This window comes from Fodinicola acaciae, from assembly GCF_010993745.1.
In the GTDB taxonomy this organism is placed as follows: Bacteria; Actinomycetota; Actinomycetes; order Mycobacteriales; family HKI-0501; genus Fodinicola; species Fodinicola acaciae.
In genome coordinates this window covers 1,575,485-1,595,908 of the sequence record NZ_WOTN01000002.1, presented here as the reverse complement: position 1 = coordinate 1,595,908, position 20,424 = coordinate 1,575,485, and the positions used below count along the sequence as shown (strand labels likewise).

Genomic DNA, 20,424 nt, shown 5'->3' with positions numbered 1-20,424 from the left:
GGCGCGTGTAACGCTAAATGTCCGCCCTGTGAGGTTTACCGGAGGCGTGAATGTCGAGTTACTGGCGCTAGATGCACGAAACAAGGCTCTCGCACCGGCGTGACCACCAGCCCCTGCGGTGGGTGTGACTACCGAGGCCAGTAATGCCGTTGTGACTGCTCGCCGGGCCAGGCTCGACGCCCGGGCGTGCCAATTGCCCGGTTTGATGCCTTGTTAACCAAGTATTACCCGGTCAGGCCGTCTCACCCGCATGCTTGGCCACAGCAGTCACACCAGCACCGCCCTAGGGCCTAGCCGCCGCTGGATGTCACAACGACTCCTGACGCACGCATGGTGGCCATGCGACCAAAAGCGCGGCGCTGTTCGGCGCCGACAGCGATCACGCGCCCTGCTCGACCGCGGCTTTGATGCGCTCCAGGGTCGTACGCATGCCGTCGCGGTTGGTGCGTCCGCGGGCCCATCCCAGCAAGCCCCAGTAAATCCTCAGCACCAGCGCACTGCTGAGCTCAAAAGACTCGGTCACCACGGCCCCGTCGTCGGTCGGCTCGATGCGATAGCGCCACGTGTTGATCGACAGCTTCCCGGCCTCGACGACAAACCCGAACTCGCGCTCCGGCTCGCAGGCGATCACGCGGCAGGTCGTCCAGTAGACCGGTCCACGGCCGTTTCGCTTGACGTGTCCGCGAAACCGCGCGCCGAGTGCCGGTCCGGTGGCGCCGCCGAGCCACTCGGCCTCGAAGGTCTCCGGACTGAACTCGCCGATCCTGGTGACATCGCTGACCAGCGACCAGATCCGGCTCGCCGGAGCGGCCATCCGTACGCTCACCGAGTCACGCATGCCAGCAGCTTACTGGCTAGTAACCCTAGTCCTGGTCGTCGATGAGAGCGAGATCGCGCGGCACCAGCGTCATCGACAGCATGAGCTCCTGGATCAGGTTGTGGTTGAGCGAGTTGCCGACCGGCTCGCCCACCTCCTCGCGCGACAGGCCGCTCACGCCCTCGCGGGACATCCGGTCGCGTACGTCCCCGATCAGGTGCTCGACCTTGCGCTGCGTCCAACCGTGGTCGGGCTGCAGCCGGGAGAGCCGCTCGGCGACCTGCTTCCAGGTCTGCGGCTGCGGATAGAGGTCGTGGCACAGATAGCGCTGGCCGAGCACGATCAGCGCGAGCCGTTCCTCCTGACTCAGCCGGTACGTGCGCGTCGGCTGCGTCGGGTCGCGCGGCAGCGGCTTGGGACGGCCGCCTTCCTGGCCGGTGACGAAAAGTTCGAGCAGGTGCTCGCGCTGCCGCGAGCCGCGGATGAACAGCGGCGTGTAACCCTCGGCGAGCGGGATGTCCTCCTCGCCGGGATAGAGCAGCCGCTGGCCGGACATCCGCATCGGCAGCCGGCCGGTGTTGGAGACCCACCACTGGTCGTCGCGATGCGTGAGCCTGCCGTGCTGGCGGCTCACTTTCGGGTCGTCCTCGCCGAGGCAGACGTGCACCTCGTCGCGGTTGCGGCCAAAGAGCACCTCGCGGCCGTTGCGCGGCGGCACGGCGATGCCGCCGGAGATGGCCAGCGCGAAGATCGTGCGCGTACGCGGTGCCTGTACACCCAGCGCCAGGCTCTCGTGGTTGGGCGCCAGTTCCCGCATCCCGGCCGCCAGCAGCTTGCTCGCCATCTCACCCCTCCTGGTCGCCGAGCAGGGTAGCTCCGCCGCCGGGGACCCCTCCCGGCTCACACCCGCGCCGAGATCGCCGTGGCCACCTGCTGCGCCGCCGGACACAGCTTGTCACCCGCGACGTCGTCCTTGGAGAGCTTGATCTGCATGATCTCCAGGGTGTCGTCGCCGTTCTGGTCCGTCGTCTTGCGATAGCCGAGGTTGACCTGGCACATGTGGTCGTCGTCGGCGTTGGGCTGCACCGCCGCGTCGCGGCGCCCGGCCTTGTACGGCTTGCCGTCGCCAAGATCCTGGCCGTGGTCGTAGGCCACCGTGAGGGTCACGTGGCCGACCTGGGTGATCCACTCGCAGTGCCAGCCGCCGAAACCGCGGTAGTCCTGCCGCAACGTCACGCCGAGCAGGTTGGACAGCGCACTCGTCGGCATGATCGCGCACGCGTCGAGCCTGCCGAGCGACGCGCGCTGGATCGGCACCGGCCGGCGCGCCAACGGACCGCGATCGATCACCGCGAGCGCGTCCCGCAGCATGAGGTCGGCGATCTTGCACGCGTCCGGCCGCGCGTTGCCTTTCGCGTCGACGGTCAGAAACGCGGTCGTGTGGTCGGCCATCGCGATCGCGCGCTCACAGTCGCCATCGTCCATCACATAGCGATAGGCGGTCACCTTGCCGACCTTCGCCACGGTCATGCCGGCGACCTGGCTCGGCGGGTCGCTCTCCAGGTCGACGTGGAGGTCGATGGCGGGCTGGTTCGGCGGGTGGACGATCACGTCGCAGCGGTTGAAGTTGCCCTGCGCGTTGTTCAGCTCGGTCCGGCCGTACGAGTCGTACGACATCCGGTTGAGCAGGCTGCACGGGTCGGCGGTGCGCTGGTCGCCGACCGTGCCGGCGCCGGCCGCGGTCGGCTTTGGGCTGGCCGCCGAAGGCGTTTCCGGCTGCGGCCACAGCCGCGGCAGGAAAACCAGGCCGAGCACGGCAACGACCACGAGCGCGACCGCGGCGATGCCGACCGTACGGCCGGTGCGGCTGGACAGCCAGCCGCGTGGCCGTGCGCGGTCGCCGCCGGCCACCGTCAGCAGCTTTTCCGGCGCGGCCGGTGCCGGCGCGCCGTCGGCGACCTCGGCCAGCATCCGCTCGGCCTGCGCCGCCGTCGGCCGGTCGCTCGGGGTGATCGACAGCATCTCGATGAGCGCGGTGGCCAGCGGTCCGGCCAGCCGCGGCGGCGCGATCTCGCGCCGCATGGCGGTGCGCAGGATCTTGAGCGGATTGTCCTCGGTGCCATAGATCCGCTCGCCTTCGACCGCGGCGAACAGCGTGGCGCCGAGCGAGAAGATGTCCGACTCGGCGGTCGCCTTGCCGCCCTCGGCGACCTCCGGCGACATGTATGCCGGCGTGCCGATGCCGCCGCCTTCGTTGGTCAGCGTCGGATCGCCCCACGAGACGCGCGCGATGCCAAAGTCGGTGAGCTTGGCGACGCCGTCGCTGGTGATCAAGATGTTGCCCGGCTTCACGTCCTGGTGCACCACGCCGAGCGTGTGGACGGCGGCCAGCGCCGACGCGAGCTGAGCGCCGAGCGCGGCGACCTGCTGCACCGGCAGCCGATGCTGCTTTTCCAGCAGCCGGTCCAGGCTCGCGGACCGTACGTATTCCATCACCAGCCAGACGAAGCCGTCGTCCTCGACCACGCCGAGCAGCCGCACCACGTTGGCGTTGTTGAGCTTGCTCGCCGCCTCCATGGCGCGCACGCCGCGATAGGCGGCGCGGCCGGTGCCGCCACATTTCAGCGCCACCTCGGTGCCGGTCTGCTCGTCGCGCGCCAGCCACACCTGTCCCATGCCACCGCTGCCGATGACGGCCCGCAGCCGATAACGTCCGCCGATCAGCTGGCCCTGCTGCACAGCTCTCCCATCCTCAGACGCGCGTCGCCGATCTTAGGATAGGAGGTCTTGTCGGAGTTAGTACGCTTCGATCTCGTCTATGAAGACGTAGTCGGCGAAGTCGCCGTATGTCTTCGTCGCCTGAAAGCGTACGAATCGCGCGTTGACCTGCGACAACGCCGCCGCGAACCAGTGCGGCGACGGCGTCGTGACGACCTTCTGCTGCGCGTACGTCGTGCCGTCGGCGCCGGTCAGGATCGTGACCGAACTGGGCCAGTAGTTGTGCACGCCGTCGTTGTATCGCCAAAATCTGACCAGGCTCAGCGTCTTGGCCGTCCCCAGGTCGAGCTGGACGGTCACGGTCGTCGGCTGCAGGTGATAGGCGTACGACCGGCCGTCGCTGTAATGGCCGGCGATGACGCCGTCGGTGGATTCCGTGCCGCTGTCCGGATAGTTGGGGTCGACGCCGTCGGTTTTGGTGTAGGGCTTGCCAAGCGCGAGGTTGACCGGTGCCGCGGCCGGGTTGCCGAAGGCGACGATCTCGTCGACGAACAGATAATCGGAGTAATTCGCGGCGCTGCCGGTCTTGCTCAGCACCAACCGGATATAGCCGGCGACCGTGTGTGCGAAGGAAATCTCGTACCAGTGACCGGTGGGCCACGCGGCGGATCCGCGATATTGGTACGAACTGCCGTCGAGGCTGGTGTAGACGTCGACCAGGTCCGGCGCGTAGTTGTGCACGCCGTCGTCGAATTTCGCGAATTTCACCAGGTTGACGTCCTTCGGTGCCGGCAGCTCCAGGTCGATCGTCAGCGGCATCGACGTGTTGGCCAGTTGATAGCCATATCCGGCGCCGTCGGTGTAGCCGCCGGCGATCACCCCGTCGGTCGACTCACGGTCGTTGGTGTCCGGATAGGCGGCGTCCGGTGCCGCCGACTTGGTGTACGCGGCGCCTTGCGCGACGTTCACCTCCTGGCCGGCCAGCGGCGCGTACGCCTCGATCTCGTCCAGGAACAGGTAGTCCTTGAAGTCGCCACCGGTCTTGGTGAAGGTCACCTGGAGGTAGTGCGCCTGCGTGGCGGGGAAAGTGAAGTCATACCAGAGGTCCTTCGTCTTTCCCGCCGTGCCTTTCTGGGTGAAGTTGGCGCCGTCGACGCTGGTCGCCACGACGACCGAGTCCGGATCGTAATGCTGCTCGTAATCCTGATAGCGGTGCACACGGATGTCGCCGACGGATTTGGTTGCCTGCAGGTCGATGCGTACGGTCGCGGTGAACGTGCCGGAGGTGCCGATGTGATAGCCGTACGAGCGCCGGTCGTCGAAGTGCCCGGCAAGCACGCCGTCGGTGGAAAACCCGCTGTCGGTGTACGCGGGGTCGGTCGCCGGAGCGGTGTATGGCCGGCCACCGGCCAGGTTTTCGGCCGGCAGGAACGATCCGCCGATCTGCGCGTCGGCGAGCGCGCAGCCCCCTGACGGACAGGTCGCGGCGATGCGTAGGTATCGCGCCTTTCCGTCGATGCCGGCGAAAACGTCGGCCGCGCTGGTGGTGGACGCGTACGCGGTCGACCATGTGGTGTTGTTGTAGGAAAGTTGCACCTGATACGAGGTCGGTGCGGTCGCCCAGTTGAGCCGCAGCGCGTCGACCCGCGCCTGTTTGGTGAGGTCGACCTGCCACCACTGCGAGCCGCCGGCCGACTGCCAGCTCGATGACGGATCGCCGTCGATCGCGTTGCCTGGCGCCGATCCGCTCGACGCGGACGCGATCGCACTCGCCGTCAACGTGGTGTCGAACACGCGTCCGCCAGCGGCCGCCGCGACCAACGCGTTGTGCATTCGCGTGATGAACGCCGGATCCTGGCTGTAGCGGGTCGCGCTGCTCACCAGCGCCTCGCTGATCGTCTTTGCCAGCGCCGGTTTCGTCTGGCCGACGATCTTCAGCAGCTCCCAGTCCTCTATGCCGTCGCGCAGCGACTCCAGCCGGATCGTCGGCTTGATGGTGTGGTGGTCCTTGTCCGGCTTGACGATCCAGCCGTCACCCTTGGTGTCCTGGCTGTCCATCGTGTAGTCCCAGTTGTCATAGGCCCAGTGCAGATAACCGGTCGCGCCGAGCCGATAGCCATACCACATCATTTCGCGTTGCGCGTAGACCGGCTGGTCGATGAACCTGTTCAGATACGAGCCGGTCGGAATGTTGGCGGTGTAGAGCCAGAACGGCTTTCCGGCACCGGCATAGAAGTCCGGATGGTCGTTGGCCGAGATCAGGCTCGGGATCAGGAAGTTCTCCTTGTCGGCCACCGCTTCCTGCGTGTCCTCGTTGTTGTTGGCGTCCGAAATCCGGACCTGCGGCCAGATCCCGTGGATCGTGTCGCATGCCGCCCGATAACGGGCCGTCGTGTCGGTCGTGATCTCGTCGGACACGTGCAACCAGAAAATGCTTTCCCAGCCCTTGGCGCGTACGTGGTCGCGCAACGCCGTGATGAACTGCGTCTGCCACTGCCTGGCCGCCGCGGTGTCGGACTGCACGGCCTGGCGCACCGGACTGCTCGGCGTGCCGCCGATGATGTCGGTCGTGGGGCCGGCGCCGCCATAGAACCAACCAAAGCCCTCCAGCTGGTTGACCGCGTGGTCGCGGTTCATGAACCGGTCGATGACCTCGTCGAAATGGGTGAAGTCGAAGTGGTAGGTCGAGCCGTCCAGATAGGAGTTTCCGTCCAGCATCAGGGTGATCAGCGGCAGCGAGAAACTGTTTTGCCGATAGGCACGCATCGACGCGGCGACGTTGTCCATGAGCGTCCACCAGTCGGCGCTGTATTTGGCGTACCCGTACGTCCGCGAGACGAGGTCGGTCTGGCCGAGGTCGAGCGGTCCGAGCAGCCGCATCCACATCGCGTTGGTGAAGCCGCTCTGGTTGGCGTTCGGGATCGTCACGTTTCGTACGTCCACGCTGATCGGCACGACCGAGTTGCCGGCGTCGGTGACAATTGTCATCGAGCCGGTGTAGACGCCGGCCGCGGTGCTCGCCGGGGCGTAGGCGCGGACCCAGATCGGCTGCGAGGTGTTGGCCGGCACAGTGCGACTGGTCTCATTTGACAGCGCGTCCGGAAAGTCGCCGCTGGGCGTACGGATCGGATTGTCCAGCGGCCAGTTGGCAAACTGCGTGTTGTGGTTCAGGTGCTCGTACTCGACGAACTGGTAGGCCAGATTGGCCGCCGGCAACGTGTTGCCACCACTGGTCAGGTTGCCGAAAGTCACCTGTTGGATGGTGAACTGCTGGTTCTTACGCAGCACGACCTGCGCCGCTTCGTACTCGTTTTTCGCCAGCACCAGGTCGATTCCGCTGGACGAGCCAGGTTTGGGTAAAGCGTCCTGGAAGACGTTGACCGACGAGTTCTCCGTCCACACACTGGTGACCGGAGGTCCGGCCGCGGCCGCCGGCGCGGCGACCCCGATGGTGGCAGCCACCATCACCAGCACGGCGAATATCCTGAACATCGGTCCTCCCCAAAGCAGCGACAGCCGTTTATAGGACCGCGACCACGCCACTGCCAATATCGGCGGCGCCTTCGGCGCGGACCGGTCCGATAATTCTTTAGACCAGTCCGTGCCGGTGTGACATTTGTGTGGGCCAAGATCTGTGCGCGATCGGCCCGGGCTGTCCAGCGCGTCAGGCACTCGCCGTACGCCGGTGGAGCGCTAGCGTCGATGTCATGGATGTCAACGGAACCGTCGCCACCGGATACGAAGCCGTCCGCGACGCCTTCGCCGAAGCGCAGAAAACCGATGTGGGACAGGCGCAGCTCGCCGTCTATCGGCACGGCCAGCCGGTCGTCGACCTGTGGACGCACGACGGCGACTCGCTCACGGTGCTCATGTCGGCCACCAAAGGCCTCACCGCCACGCTCGCACATCTGCTCGCCGAGCGCGGCCAGCTGCGGATCGACGCGCCGGTCAGCACCTACTGGCCGGAGTTTTCGCCGGACGTGACGGTCGCGCAACTGTTGAGCCACACGGCCGGATTCTTCTCGTTCGACATCGGTACCCAACAGCTGACCGACTGGGACCAATGCGTCGCGGCACTCGCGTCGATGACGCCGCTTTGGCAGCCTGGCACGGCATATCGCTATCACGCGATCACCTACGGCTTCCTGGTCGGCGAGGTGATCCGGCGAGTCAGCGGCCGCAGCGTCGGACGACTTTTCGCCGAGGAGATCGGCGGTCCGCTCGGCCTCGACCTGTGGATCGGCCTGCCCGCTGACAAAGAGTCGCGCGTACGGCCGGTTTCCGCGCAGAACCCGCCGGTTTCCAGCGAGCAGATGGCCGAGATCCTGCGCGGCCTCGGTGTGGACCTGGAGCATCCGGTGACGCTCGCGCTGCTCGCGGGTTTCCGGTCGGTCTCTGGCCTGTTGCCGGCGCTGAACACCGCCGAGTTCCACGCCGCCGAGCTGCCGGCGGCCAACGGAATCGGAAACGCGCGTTCGCTCGCGCGTTTCTACGCGGCCCTGCTGAGCGAGGTCGACGGCATCCGCGTACTCCGGCCGGAAGCTGTCGAAGCGGCGCGGAAGCCACAGACCGACGGCCTGCGTCCGCCGGCGCCGCTTGACGCCATGCCGGATCCGTATCCACTGCGGCACGGCCTCGGCTTTGAGCTGGCACGACCGGGAAATCCGATGCTCGGTCCCGGCGGTTTCGGCCACGCCGGTGCCGGCGGCCGGCTCGCGTTCGCCGATCCGGAGAGCGGTTTCTCGGTCGGCTACACCGGCACCAGCCTGTCGTGGGATCCCAGCAAGGGCCCCGATCCGCGTTGGATGCCGTGGCTCACGGCGCTGACGGCGATCACCTGACAGACTGTGCCGATGACCGACTGGGCCGCTTTTCAGTACGAGATCTACGGTGCCGGTGTGTTCACCGGTGCGGTGCCACGGCTGCCGACGGATCTGACGCGACTGGAGGAGGTCGCGCGGCAGCGGCTCGGACCGGGACCGTTCGGATACGTCGCCGGATCGGCCGGCGACGGCAAGACGGCACGAGCCAACCGGCGGGCGCTGGACCGCTATGAGATCGTGCCGCGGATGCTGCGCGATGTCAGCGCACGCGACCTGTCCGTCGAGCTGTTCGGCCGGAAAACCGCCAGTCCGTTGGCGTTGGCGCCGGTCGGCGTACAGTCGATCATGCATCCGGACGGCGAGGTGGCAGCTGCGAAAGCCGCCGCGGCGCAGTCGATCCCGTTCATCCTGTCGTCGGCGTCGAGCACGCCGATGGAGCAGGTCGCCGAGGCGATGAGGGACGCCGAGCGGTGGTTTCAGCTCTACTGGCCGAAAGATCCGGAAGTCACGAAGAGTTTCCTGGCCAGAGCGAAGAACTCCGGCTATCGCGTACTCGTCGTCACGCTCGACACGTTCATGCTGGCCTGGCGGCCGACCGATCTGGACACCGCCTACCTGCCGTTTCTACGCGGTGTCGGCACGGCCAACTACTTCACCGATCCGGCTTTCGAAGCCGGTCTTGGCAAGCCGGTGCACGAGGACCCACGGGCCGCGGTCATGCACTTCGTACAGTTGTTCAACGACGCCAGCAAAACCTGGGACAACCTGCCGTTCCTGCGCGAGCACTGGGACGGCCCGATCGTCCTCAAAGGCATCCAACATCCTGACGACGCAAGGAAAGCCGTCGATGCCGGAGTCGACGGAGTCGTGGTCTCCAACCACGGCGGCCGGCAGGTCAACGGCGCGATCGGCGCGGCCGACGCACTGCCCGGCGTCGTCGAGGCGGCCGGCGACCGGCTGGAGATCCTGTTCGACTCCGGCATCCGCACCGGCGACGACATCGCCAAGGCGCTCGCGCTCGGCGCCCGCGGCGTACTGCTCGGCCGGCCGTACATGTATGGCCTCGGCATCGACGGCCAGCCCGGCGTCGAGCACGTCATCCGCTGCATCCTCGCCGAGCTCGAGCTGACCCTGGCTCTGGCCGGGCACAGCTCGGTGGGGTCGCTCTCCCCTGCTGACCTCCACCGCACCTCCTGACATTTTCCGCGGACCCTTTCGCGGGGTGGTTGGGTTTCATGATTGTTGCGTTGGGTGGGTGGTTGCGGCTTCTGGTTGGTGCGTTTTGGGGGTGGTGGCGCCTGCGCGGCGGGCGCTCCTGCGCGGAGGGCGACCTCAAGGGGAGGGTGCGCGGGGTTTCGCTGTTGGTTGGGTTGGGTGCCGCGCGTTGCGGTTGGTCTGTGGGTGGGTCCGGTTTGTGGTACGAGAAGGCATGTGGAGCGCTAAATGTCCGGCTTGCGAGGGTCGCGGATGGCATGAAGGTCGAGTTACTTGCGCTGGACGCAAGAGACAAAGCTTTCACGCCGTCGCGATCACCGAAGGCTGTGACGGGTGTGACTACTGAGGCTGATATTGCTGCTGTGACTGCTCACCCGCGACAGATGTCCGTTTTGATGTCTTGTTAAACAAGTATTACGCAGTCAACCGCCCCAGCACCCGCACCCCCAATGCACACCAACTGGCATCCACGCGCCCCCTCCCTTGAGGTCGCCCTCCGCGGGAGCGCCCGCCGCGCAGGCGAAAAACCCAACCACCCACCCAACGCAACAAACATGAGAACCCGCCGCCCGCCGAAGGAAAACGAACAAGCCGTATTTTCACCACATCGGACGTCCAACGGTGCCAAAAATACGACACTCAGCGAACGCGGCCGGGCCGGCTCTTGACGGTCCACGCGCCACCCCGTACGTTACCGAGAAATCGATTGCTGCCAGGAGGAACGATGCCGTCGGTCCGCAACCTGCTCGCCGCTGCCACGGTCGTCGCGCTCGCGTTCGGCGGCACGCCGGCCGTCGCGGCGCCGGTCGACGCGCCGGTGAGTACGGCGTTTTCCACCGTCGCGATCGAGGAACACGAGACGGTGCCGACGCCGAGCGACGGCGATTTGTGGCCATCGTGCTGGTCCAACGACGATAATCTCTACGCCGCCAATGGCGACGGCAAGGGTTTCACGACCGACGGCGCGTTCGCCGACGTGGCGGTCAGCCAGATCCGTGGCACGTTGCCCAAGCTGACCGGCGAGACGCTCAGCCGCAGCGAGCGGATCAGCAGCGTGTGGAGCGGACCTGGTTACACGCGCAAACCGACCGGCATGGTCTGCGTGAACGGTACGATCTACCTCGCCGTGCAGGATCTTGCCTTGGATTTCAACGAAGTGCCGGCGGCCACCATCGTGAAGTCCACCGACCACGGACGTACGTGGACCTGGGACCATTCCAAGCCGATGTTCGACAACCACGCGTTCACCACGATTTTCTTCACCGACTTCGGAAAGGACAGCGCGTGGGCTCCGGACAACTACGTCTACGCGTACGGCCTGGACAACAACTGGCGTGACTCGTTCGACGACCGGGTCGCCGACCCGCAGGACGTTTATCTCGCGCGCGTGCCGAAAACCAAGGTGCAGGACCGCAGGGCGTGGGAATTCTTCAGCGGCACGACCGAAAGGCCGCGGTGGAGCCGGGACATCAGCAAGCGCGTCTCGGTTTTGCACGACGGTCGCCGGCTCTACCAGCAGACCTACAACCCCAACCTGGTCAGCAACCTGAGCGTCGTCAGCCAGGGTGGCGTCACGTACGACAAGCCGCTGAAGCGCTATCTCTACACCTCGTGGACCGAGTTCACCTTCGAGTTCTACGAGTCGCCGACGCCGTGGGGGCCGTGGAAACGGTTCCTCAGCAAGGATTTCGGCGGCTATCCGTGGTCGGCCGCGCGAGCCGGCGGCTATGGCACGACCATCCCGTCGAAGTTCCTCAGCGCCGACGGGCGTACGGCCTACGTGCAGGCAAACGTGTGCCCGTGTGGCGGTGGCGGCAATGTTTACCACTTCAGCCTGCGAAAGATGCAGCTGACACCGGCCACACCGAGCCAACCGACCAACCTGCCCGACGGCACGGTCAACCTGGCCACCGCGCCGGGCACCGTACCGATCTCCAAGTCGACGCACGCCGGCCGGCTCGACTATCTCAATGACGGCGACAAAAACACCGCCGAGGACGACAGCGACGGCGAGGTGAAGACGGCCAGCTGGTGGGGCTACACGTGGCCGCGGCAATACAACGTCAACCGCGTCGACTTCACCAGCGGTCCGGTGACCGACACCGGCGGCTGGTTCACCGGCCGGCCGCGCGTGCAGCTGCGACACAACGGCGAATGGGTCGACGCGACCGCGCAGTCGATCAGCCCGGCCTATCCGGGCGACAACACCGCCGGCGCCGGCAAGACCTACACGATCACCTTCAAACCCGACGCGGCCGACGGCATCCGCGTCTACGGCGTGCCCGGTGGTACGCGCACGTACACCTCGGTCTCCGAGCTGGCCGCCAGCTATGTCTCACAGCTGGCCGACGGCGGTTTCGAGGCGCCGGCCGGCGGCCCGTCGGCGTGGAGTTTCGAAGGCACGGCGGGACATGGCGTCGACCGTGGCCTCGGATTCGCGCATTCCGGCCAGAACAACGGCTGGATCCGCACCTCCGGGACCGGTTGGAGCGCGCTGAGTCAGCAGGTGCCGGTGACGCCAGGCACGACGTACACCTTCTCCACCTGGGAAAGGTCGTCGTCGGCCCTGACCGAAGGACGCTTCGGCGTACGCCTGGGCGCCGATGGCAGCACTGTCCTCGGCCAGACGACCTTCGGCGCCACCGACGCGTATGCGCAACGGCAGGTCACGGTCACGATCCCGGCAAACGTCCACACGGTGACGGTCTACGCCGGTTTTGTGGCTCCTGGCACCGACACCTGGATCCAGCTCGACGATTTCACCATCGCCGCGCAGTAACCAGCTGGCAAAGGCGGACGAGCTCGGCGACGATGCGGTCGCGGTCGGCCGGCGTGTGCAGGACGTGGTCGGCCGCGCCGTGCAAGGCGTGGTAAAGCAAAATCGCGGTGGCGTCCGGATCCGGCAGGTCGACAGTTTCGACGAGCAGGTCGCGCAGGTCGCCGGCGGCCAGGTTGTGTCCACTGTAGACGGTGTGGGCCGGATGCCGGAAAAGCACGTCGTGCAGCCGATTGTCGGTGGTGTAGGTGTCGATGCCCGCGACCAGCCAGCGTTGGATCCGCTCGACACCGGCGTAACCGTCGGACGCCTCGCGCTGGCAGGCCACGAACCGCTGGACATAGCGCTCGGCCAACGCGGCGATCAGCTCGTCCTTGGTCTTGAAATGCAAGTAGAAGGTGCCTTTGGCGACGCCGGCCCCGAGCGTCACGTCGTCGATGCGCAGCGCGTCGACACCGTCGCGTAACACCAGTTCTTCGGCAGCGTCGAGCAGGTCCGCACGGCGCTCCTCGCTCGGTTTCGTCCGCGGCACGCGGCCTCCTTCGTGTCGGTCTGACCGTATCGGACCGGCCGCCGTTACCCACATCACGCTGTACATGGCAAGCGTTTTCATTTACAGTCACCGACTGTCGGTCAGTCATGTGATGGATCGTGAGGGAATCGGTGCGGACGAGGATCTTGCTGCCGGCGTTCGCCGGCACGTTCATGGTGTTGCTCGACCTGACGATCGTGGCGGTGGCGCTGCCGCGGATTCAGCACGACCTGCGGACCGGCCTGGACGGACTGCAGTGGATCGTCGACGCGTACTCGATCGCGCTGGCGGTCTGCCTGCTGTCCGGCGGCGCGCTCGGCGACCGCTATGGCCGCAAGCGTTGTTTTCTGCTGGGATTGGCCGGCTTTCTGGCTGGCTCGCTGGTCTGCGCGGTCGCGCCGTCGATCGGCGTCCTGGTCGCCGGCCGTGTGTTACAAGGCGTCTCGGCCGCGCTGGTGGTGCCTGGCGCGCTCGCGATCATCGCGCAGGCCGCACCGGATCCGGCGAAAAGGGCGCGGCTCCTGGGATATTGGGGATTGGCCGCGAGCGTCGCGGTGCTGGCCGGTCCGATCCTCGGCGGGCTGCTGGTCGACGCGTTCGGCTGGCCGTCGATTTTCCTGGTCAACCTGCCGATCTGCGTCGTGGCGATCGGCGTCGGCCTTCCTACGATCGTCGAAAGCGCCGATCCCGAGCATGCCGCGCTCGACCCGATCGGCCAGGTGCTGGCAGTCTGCGCGCTCGGCTCGCTGGTGTTCGCGGTGATCGACGCGCGCGAGGCCGGTTGGACATCCGCGCAAACGCTCGGCCTGTTCGCAGCCGCCGCGCTGTGCGGCATCGCGTTCGTCGTTGTCGAATCACGGAAAAAGCGGCCGATGTTGCCGATTTCGCTGTTCGGCAACGGCGGGTTCTCGGTCGTCAACATCGCCTCGGTGCTGCTCGGCTTCGGCGCCAACGGCGCGTTTGTGCTGTTGTCCGTGGTTTTGCAGCAGTCAAATGGCAATTCGGCGCTGGTGACCGGTTTTCTGTTGGCACCGATGAGTCTGGCGATCATTCCGTCGTCGCTGCTGGCCGGCCGGCTGACCGCCGCGTACGGTCCACGGCTGCCGATGCTGCTGGGCTACACCGCGACCAGCCTGAGCCTGCTCGGCCTTGGCATCGTCGGCCTGCGATCATACGCGCTGGTCGCGGTGCTGTTCGTGATCTGCGGGATCGGCCAGGGTTTGGCGATCTCACCGGCGATCGCGGCCGTCCTGCAGCACGTGCCGCGCGAACGCGCCGGCGTCGGCTCGGCGATCGTCAACACCGCGCGGCAGGTCGGCGGAGCGCTCGGCATCGCCGTACTTGGCACCGTCCTGGGCAGTTTTGCTCGCTATGACGCCGGTGTGCACGCACTCCTCCTGGTGGCCGGCTGCGGTGTCACACTCGGCGCGATCCTACTGGCCGTCGTACGGCAGGACCAGCCGCGGCGCACTCGGTCCACAAAGGACAGTGCCGTGCTGGCCCGCCGATGAGCTCAACCGGCGTCGAAGGCGGTGATCGCGCGTTTGGTCGCGGTCATCCGCCAGGCCTGTTCGAGCAACGCGTCGACCTCACCCCAGTCCGGCTCGCTGGCCGGATCGAGCAGCACGCCGACCCACCCGCTCTTTCCGACGTACGGCGGGACGAAATAGCGGTCGGGGTCGCCGCCGACCAGCGCCTCCTGCTCGTCTTTCGGTGCCTTGACCCACAATGCCAGCCGGCCGTCGCCGTGGTGGTCGACCACCAGCCAGGCGATCCGCTTGCCCCGCAACAGATATCCGGTGTGGCCGTGTGACTGTTCGGCCACCAGCTCCGGCAGCCGCGCGGCCAGCGCGTCCACCTTCTTCCGCGCCGCCGCCGCGTCCTTAGCGCTCCACATGCGGTCAGACTACGACGCGCGGCCGGGAAACGCGCTTTTGGCCGTCTGCACGAAACTACTGACCAATGGATTGCGGCCGGACGCCAGCCAGGCGAGGACGAGCTGGCTCGGCACGTGCCCGGCCAGCGGAACGACGGCCAGCCCGGCCGGCAGCGGCTGGTCGACCGGCGCCAGCGCCGATGTCGCGTTCCACATCACCGCCTGCAGACATTCCTGGATCGTCCGCCGCACCGGCGTACGCTCGTCGGGCACGCCACCGGTCCAGAACGCCTTCCACACGCCGTCGACGCCATCCGGCAGCCGGACCCACCGGCGACCGGCCAGATCCGCCTCGGTCACCGTCGCGCGACCGGCGAGCGGATCGTCGTCGCGTACGACGACACCGACCGGCACCGAGCGCAGGACGTATGTGCCGATTCCGGTCTGGTCAAACGGAGTGCGGGTCATCGCGATGTCGACCAGGCCGGCACGCAGGCCGGCCGTGGGGTCGCTGAGGTCGCTCTCGTGGACGCTGACGCTCACGTGCGGATGACGAGCACGGAAATGTGCGACCAGCTCGCCGCCCACCTGTTCGGCCGCGTCGGCCAGCGTGCCGATCGCGAGAGTGGCGGCACCCGCCGCGGCGGTCACCCGGTCGCGGACCCGGTCGACGTGGCCGAGCAGGGCACCGGCTTCTGCCAACAGCACCGCACCCGCCGCCGTGAGCGTGACGCCTTTGGCCGTACGGTGGAAAAGCCTGATGCCCAGCTCGTCCTCGAGCTGGCGGATCGCACGGCTCAGCGGCGGCTGGGTCATGTGCAGCCGGCCCGCCGCACGGCCGACGTGGCCTTCCTCGGCGACCGCGACGAAATAGCGCAGTTGGCGCAGGTCCACGCCGACACGATACTCACCGGGTATCGACCGTGCGAAACGAGTCTTGGACACCAGCCGCGGATCGGCGAACGATCGAATCATGAAATCCCTCACCATTGGATGTTTCCGATATGACACAACGCGTTCGCTATTCGAAGGAAGCACCGGCGCCACCATGAAAACCGCGGCGACCCTGCCGGAGATCTTCGAGGGAATGGTCCGCGGCGGTGCGTACGATGTCGCCGAGCTCGGACTGACGTTTTATCTACGATCGCTGGAGCAGGACCCGCCGTACGTGGCGTTGCCGATCTTCCCCAACCGCGTCTTCCGCCACTCGTGCGTCTTCGTCAACGTCCACTCCGGCATCACCGGCCCGGCCGACCTCACCGGCCGGACCATCGGTGAGTTTGGCACGTACGGCCAGGACTCCGGCGTGTGGGCCAAGGGAATCCTGATGGACGAGCACGGATTTCGTCCCGAGGACAACAGATGGATCATCGGCGGCCTCGAGCATCCCGCGCCGCCGTTCGACTTCATCCCCCATCCACATCCGCCGCAGGTCGACGTCAGCGTCGCACCGGCCGGCCGGACGCTCAACAGAATGCTGGACGACGGCGAGATCGACGCGCTGTTCTCCGCGAACGTGCCGCAGTGTTTCCTTGACAGATCACCAAACGTCGCTCGCCTGTTCGCCGATTTCGAGCCGCTGGAACGCGACTATCATCGCCGGACCGGCATTTTCCCGATCATGCACACGATCGTCATCCGACGTGACCTCCTGCGCCTCGCGGCTGAGGTCTATCGCGCCTTTGCCGAAGCAAAAGATGCGGCTCTGGAGCGCTATCGTGGTGCTCGCCGGCTCCATCAGGTGCAGACCATGGTGCCGTGGATGAACGCGCTGGTAGAGCGTAATGCCACCGAGTTTCCGGATGACTGGTGGCCGTATGGCATCGCCGCCAACCGTAGGACTCTGGAGACGTATCTGCGCTATCACTACGAGCAGGGGTTGTCCACGCGTCGGTGGAAAATCGAGGAGATCTTCGCCACGGAGCTGCTTGACATCTAGCTCTGCTGGCGGGATAACACCAAAGCTTCCCAAGAAACCTGAGGAGAGCGGCCCGCGGCGCGGTTTGCCTTGTGAGACAAAGAAACACTCGACCCCGGCGGCGCGGCGTTGTCGGCCGCTAGGGTATTATTGGTGGCATGACCACTCCTTCATTTCAGCTGGCGGGTGATCCGTCGTTGCTGTCCGGTAAGGAGGAGTTCGCGGCCGCGTTGCGGTATGCGGAGCAGGCGGTGCGTACGGCCAAAGCCGCGCTTCTGGCGGTGGTGAAAGCCGCCGATGACCAGACGATCGCGACAAAGTTCGGACACGCCGACACGGCCGCGTTCCTGGAGGATTTCCTGAAGTTCTCCCCCACCGAGGCCAGCCGATGCGTGCAGCGCGCTCGCACGTTCTGCGGCAGCCGCGCGTTGGCCACCGGTGAGAAGCTGGCGCCGCAGTTGGAATACGCCGGCGAGGCCATGCGCCGCGGCGAGCTGGCCGACTCGCAGTTGGACGCGATCCGGACGATTATCACCAAGTTGCCGCGTCGGATCGGTATCCAGGAGCGGCGGTTCGCCGAGAAAACGTTGGTCGACGCGGCATCGCAGTTGCGGGCGCGTGAGTTGCACCAGCTCGGCAACCGCGTCCACGGCCACCTCGACCCCGACGGAACACAGCCCTCGGAAGAAGAAAACGCCACGCCACGCCGCGAGCTGTATTTGCGCACCGGCACCGATGGTCGGCTCGCCTTCCGCGGCAGCTTCGATGCCGAGACGGGCAGCCTGATGCAGGAACTCCTCTCGCCGCTGGCCAAGCCACGCACGGACAACAAGGGCAAAACCAAAGACCGCCGCTCGGCTGCTGAGCGCAATGGTGATGCGTTGGCCGATGCGCTGAATTTGATCGCGGACAGTGAGAAGCTGCCGATCCAGGGCCGCGAGCGTCCGCATCTGACGATCACGCTGTCCTGGGAGATGCTCAGGGACAAGCTCGGGCAGGTCCGCGCGTACGAAAACACCGTCATCAGCCCCGAAGCCGCCCGGCGGTTGGCGTGCGACTGTGACATCACTCCACTGGTGCTCGGCACCCAAAGCGAAGCATTGGACGTCGGCCGCACCGAACGGCTGGTCACCGACGAGCTGCGCAAAGCGTTGATCGCGCGTGACCGCGGCTGCGCGATGATCGGCTGCACCCGACCCGTACGCTGGACGAGAGCACACCACGTGCGGCACTGGGCCGACGGAGGTGAAACCTCCATCGACAATTGCGTGCTGCTGTGCGAATTTCACCACCGGCAGATCCACCACGGCGACTGGCAAGTCCAGATCGTCGACGGCGTACCAGAATTCATTCCACCGCAGTACGTGGACTTCGAGCAAAAGCCGCTACGAAATACCTACCACCTGTTCAACTAAACCCGAACAGGTGGGCCACCAACCGAAGTGACACCACGACGAGGATCGCGCCTCGCCAGAAAACGTCGCGTTGACGGGCCTGCTGTGGTGCTCACGTTCGGTTGCGACCCGCCGCGAGCGCGAACGAGCCCTCGGCCGCGCCGAGAAACCTCATCGCCAACGAGGGGACGATCAGCGCCGGCCTCATACAGGTGAAGAATAGCTCGGCAGTTAACGCAGGATGCCGGCGGCTTTGGCGGCGCGCAGCCAGTCCGGAAACTCGTTGAGCAGACGCTGGTAAAGCTCGCCGTCGGACACCCGGTCGATGTCGTCCAGCGCGAAAAAGCCGGCATTGTCGACGACCCGACCCGGCATGTCGTCCAACGCCTCCAGCAGGCCGTAGTTTGCCTTGCCGATCCCCACAAACTGCCAGAAGACCGGCCGGCTCGCGGCCTGCACCATCAGCTGCGTGATCTCGCGGCGCTTGGAGAAACCGCCGTCGGTGAAGAAAAGGACGAGCGTCGGCACCGTCGGGTCGGTCGCGGTGGCCAACACGGCGTTGATGATCGGAATCTCGTCGTTTGCCGCGCCGATCCGGTCGTAGTCGAAGCCGCTGTGTTTCCCGCTCAGGTGAATGTATTGCTCCGGCCAGGTCTCCAGGTCGGCGACCCGCAGGTCAGGCAGCCGGAAGAACTGCCTGGCGTACAGGTACGCCTCGAGCGTGCCGTCGTCATCGAGTTGTACGGCCACCGGCACCATCCGCTCGATGACCCGGTGCACCACCTTTTGCCGATATTGCTTGTACATCGAGCCGGTCTTGTCCATCACCAGCACGACCCGTGCGCGTACGCCGGCGGCCTGCTTGGTCAGCAGGACCTTGGCGACCTCCTTCTTGCGCATGTCGAGTTTCTGTTTTTTCTCCAGGGAAAGCTTCTCCTCGCCTGGCACGGTCCGCGGCTGGTCGGCGGCCGGTTCGTCGGCCACGTCGATGCCGTGTTCGCGCAGCACGGCGGCGAGGCCGGTGGCCCATCCCTGCGACACGTTGCGGATTTTCCAGGCACCGCCACGCCGATAGATCTCCACCAGCAGCGCGGCACGTTCGGAGGTGAATCCTGCCGCCGACGCGCGTACGCCGGTGGAGACGGTCACGCCAAGAGAAGGGATCGCGGCCAGCGACCCCGGCACGGAATCGTCGAGCGACACGGCCACGGCGAGCGTCGCGACATCAGCCGGCACGCGCGCCAGGTCGATGTCGACCGCGCTGCTGGACACCGTCACGGCGCCTTCCGGCGAGGTCGGCTGGTTGAAGAAAACCAGGTCGTTGTCCGTGCGTACGCGGCGCTGCTCGGTCAGCTGCAGGACCAGCAGATCGACCGTGCCGGGTTTGCTGCCTTCCACTCCGATATGCAGTTTGCCGTCGGCAATCGCCGTGTTCGCGCCGCGAGCCAGTTCCACGTCATTCCCCCAACTATCGCTTTTCCCCGAGCGTACGGGTGGCTTGGTCGATCAGCCGCTGAAGCATCAAACCTCGGTGCACGTCCAGCGGTCCGGACACCCCTTTTCGCACGGATTCCGCGAATTCGGCGCGTACGCGCGCGAAACGTTCGGTGTCGTCGAGGTCGCGGCCGTCGAAGGACAGCACGCCGGGCTCGCCATACAGGTCGAGCCGGATGCCGCCGTCCGGACCACCGACCGAGCCGGAGAAAGACGCCTGGGTGACCAGGCCGTTTTCGTGCCGGCAGGTCACCTCGACCCAGCGCAGCGGGTCACCGGTCGCGTGCACCGAGTCGATCGGACCGACCGCGGCGGCGATGAGGTCGAACAGATGCGGCGCCAGATCGAGCAGAACGCCGTCGACGGTCCGCCAGCCGACCGCGGCCCAGTGGCCGGGGATCAGGCTGCCGTGTACGAACGCCGATCGCGCGCCGACGACCGGAAAATCCGCGGCCTGAGCGAGAAAATCGTCGGTCTGCCGGTGATAGCGGAAGCTCAGCATGAGCTGCGAGACGACCCCCGCCTCGGCCACCGCCTCGGCCAGCGCGCCGGCCGTGTCGAGGTCGCCGGCGATCGGTTTGTCGAGCAGCAAAGCCTTTCCGGCGCGTGCCGCGGTGATCGCCAGCGGCGCCTGGATGGCCGGCGGCACCGCGAAAGCGACCGCGTCGCAGCGCTCCAGCAGCTCCTCGTACGAGCCGGCGGCCACGGATCCGTGCTGTGCGGCCAACTCCGCCGCCGCCTCCGGCCGGCGAGCCCAGATCGCCGCCAGCGTCGTCTCCGGACCGGCGGCGAGCATCGGAGCGTGTGCGTTGCGAGCCCACGGACCCGCGCCGACCAGACCTACCCGGAGCACCATGCTCG

General features: G+C 66.6%; 15 protein-coding genes. 6 read left to right on the top strand and 9 right to left on the bottom strand.

Translation table 11 applies throughout. From position 1 onward, the window contains the following. Positions 1–379 precede the first annotated feature (379 nt). From GNX95_RS22700 to GNX95_RS22685, 4 genes are read right to left on the bottom strand one after another with little or no spacing between them, the layout of a single operon-like run. Positions 380–838, bottom strand: coding sequence for an SRPBCC family protein (locus GNX95_RS22700; protein WP_163509397.1), 459 nt, complete (start codon positions 836–838; stop codon positions 380–382). Positions 839–863: 25 nt separating this feature from the next. Then, positions 864–1,661, bottom strand: coding sequence for an FHA domain-containing protein (locus GNX95_RS22695; protein WP_222853825.1), 798 nt, complete (start codon positions 1,659–1,661; stop codon positions 864–866). 56 nt (positions 1,662–1,717) lie between these two features. Next, on the bottom strand, positions 1,718–3,556 hold the full coding sequence (locus GNX95_RS22690) for a serine/threonine-protein kinase (RefSeq protein ID WP_163509396.1): 1,839 nt from the start codon (positions 3,554–3,556) through the stop codon (positions 1,718–1,720). Between the two features lie 57 nt (positions 3,557–3,613). Further along, on the bottom strand, positions 3,614–7,027 hold the full coding sequence (locus GNX95_RS22685) for a discoidin domain-containing protein (protein WP_163509395.1): 3,414 nt from the start codon (positions 7,025–7,027) through the stop codon (positions 3,614–3,616). Positions 7,028–7,242: 215 nt separating this feature from the next. Between GNX95_RS22685 and GNX95_RS22680 the strand changes: the two genes are divergently transcribed. The 3 genes from GNX95_RS22680 to GNX95_RS22670 all read left to right on the top strand — a co-directional run bounded on the left by GNX95_RS22680 (position 7,243) and on the right by GNX95_RS22670 (position 12,352). Then, the gene (locus GNX95_RS22680; RefSeq protein ID WP_163509394.1) at positions 7,243–8,376 is read left to right on the top strand and encodes a serine hydrolase domain-containing protein; all 1,134 of its coding nucleotides are present in this window, start codon (positions 7,243–7,245) and stop codon (positions 8,374–8,376) included. A 12-nt stretch (positions 8,377–8,388) separates the two neighbouring features. Beyond that, positions 8,389–9,555 carry an alpha-hydroxy-acid oxidizing protein gene (locus GNX95_RS22675; protein WP_163509393.1) on the top strand — a complete coding sequence of 389 codons (1,167 nt, stop codon included), beginning with the start codon at positions 8,389–8,391 and terminating at the stop codon, positions 9,553–9,555. Positions 9,556–10,297: 742 nt separating this feature from the next. Further along, positions 10,298–12,352: a DUF4185 domain-containing protein gene (locus tag GNX95_RS22670; protein WP_163509392.1), complete on the top strand. Its 2,055-nt coding sequence runs from the start codon at positions 10,298–10,300 to the stop codon at positions 12,350–12,352. Here the strand turns inward: GNX95_RS22670 and GNX95_RS22665 are convergent. After that, positions 12,333–12,881, bottom strand: a complete 549-nt coding sequence (locus tag GNX95_RS22665) for a TetR/AcrR family transcriptional regulator (RefSeq protein ID WP_163509391.1) — start codon at positions 12,879–12,881, stop codon at positions 12,333–12,335. The genes GNX95_RS22670 and GNX95_RS22665 overlap by 20 nt on opposite strands. A 131-nt stretch (positions 12,882–13,012) precedes the next feature. Here GNX95_RS22665 and GNX95_RS22660 point away from each other — a divergent pair, with 131 nt between their 5' ends. Beyond that, positions 13,013–14,392, top strand: coding sequence for a DHA2 family efflux MFS transporter permease subunit (locus GNX95_RS22660; protein ID WP_163509390.1), 1,380 nt, complete (start codon positions 13,013–13,015; stop codon positions 14,390–14,392). A 2-nt stretch (positions 14,393–14,394) separates the two neighbouring features. On the opposite strand, the gene GNX95_RS22655 is transcribed toward GNX95_RS22660, so the two are convergent. Together GNX95_RS22655 and GNX95_RS43845 are read right to left on the bottom strand one after the other, a co-directional pair. Continuing rightward, entirely contained in the window at positions 14,395–14,778 is a 384-nt protein-coding gene (locus tag GNX95_RS22655) for an MmcQ/YjbR family DNA-binding protein (protein WP_163509389.1), read from the bottom strand. Between the two features lie 9 nt (positions 14,779–14,787). Then, positions 14,788–15,732 (bottom strand): LysR family transcriptional regulator, encoded by a 945-nt coding sequence (locus tag GNX95_RS43845; RefSeq protein WP_222853824.1) that lies wholly within the window; start codon positions 15,730–15,732, stop codon positions 14,788–14,790. 73 nt (positions 15,733–15,805) lie between these two features. Between GNX95_RS43845 and GNX95_RS22645 the strand changes: the two genes are divergently transcribed. Beyond that, positions 15,806–16,696, top strand: coding sequence for a phosphate/phosphite/phosphonate ABC transporter substrate-binding protein (locus tag GNX95_RS22645; RefSeq protein WP_246281709.1), 891 nt, complete (start codon positions 15,806–15,808; stop codon positions 16,694–16,696). A gap of 137 nt (positions 16,697–16,833) precedes the next feature. Continuing rightward, entirely contained in the window at positions 16,834–18,090 is a 1,257-nt protein-coding gene (locus GNX95_RS22640) for an HNH endonuclease signature motif containing protein (RefSeq protein ID WP_163509387.1), read from the top strand. A gap of 210 nt (positions 18,091–18,300) precedes the next feature. Here the strand turns inward: GNX95_RS22640 and GNX95_RS22635 are convergent, their stop codons facing one another. Together GNX95_RS22635 and GNX95_RS22630 are read right to left on the bottom strand one after the other, a co-directional pair. Further along, positions 18,301–19,524 (bottom strand): VWA domain-containing protein, encoded by a 1,224-nt coding sequence (locus GNX95_RS22635; RefSeq protein ID WP_163509386.1) that lies wholly within the window; start codon positions 19,522–19,524, stop codon positions 18,301–18,303. 13 nt (positions 19,525–19,537) lie between these two features. Further along, positions 19,538–20,419 carry a Gfo/Idh/MocA family protein gene (locus GNX95_RS22630; RefSeq protein ID WP_163509385.1) on the bottom strand — a complete coding sequence of 294 codons (882 nt, stop codon included), beginning with the start codon at positions 20,417–20,419 and terminating at the stop codon, positions 19,538–19,540. Positions 20,420–20,424: the final 5 nt, after the last annotated feature.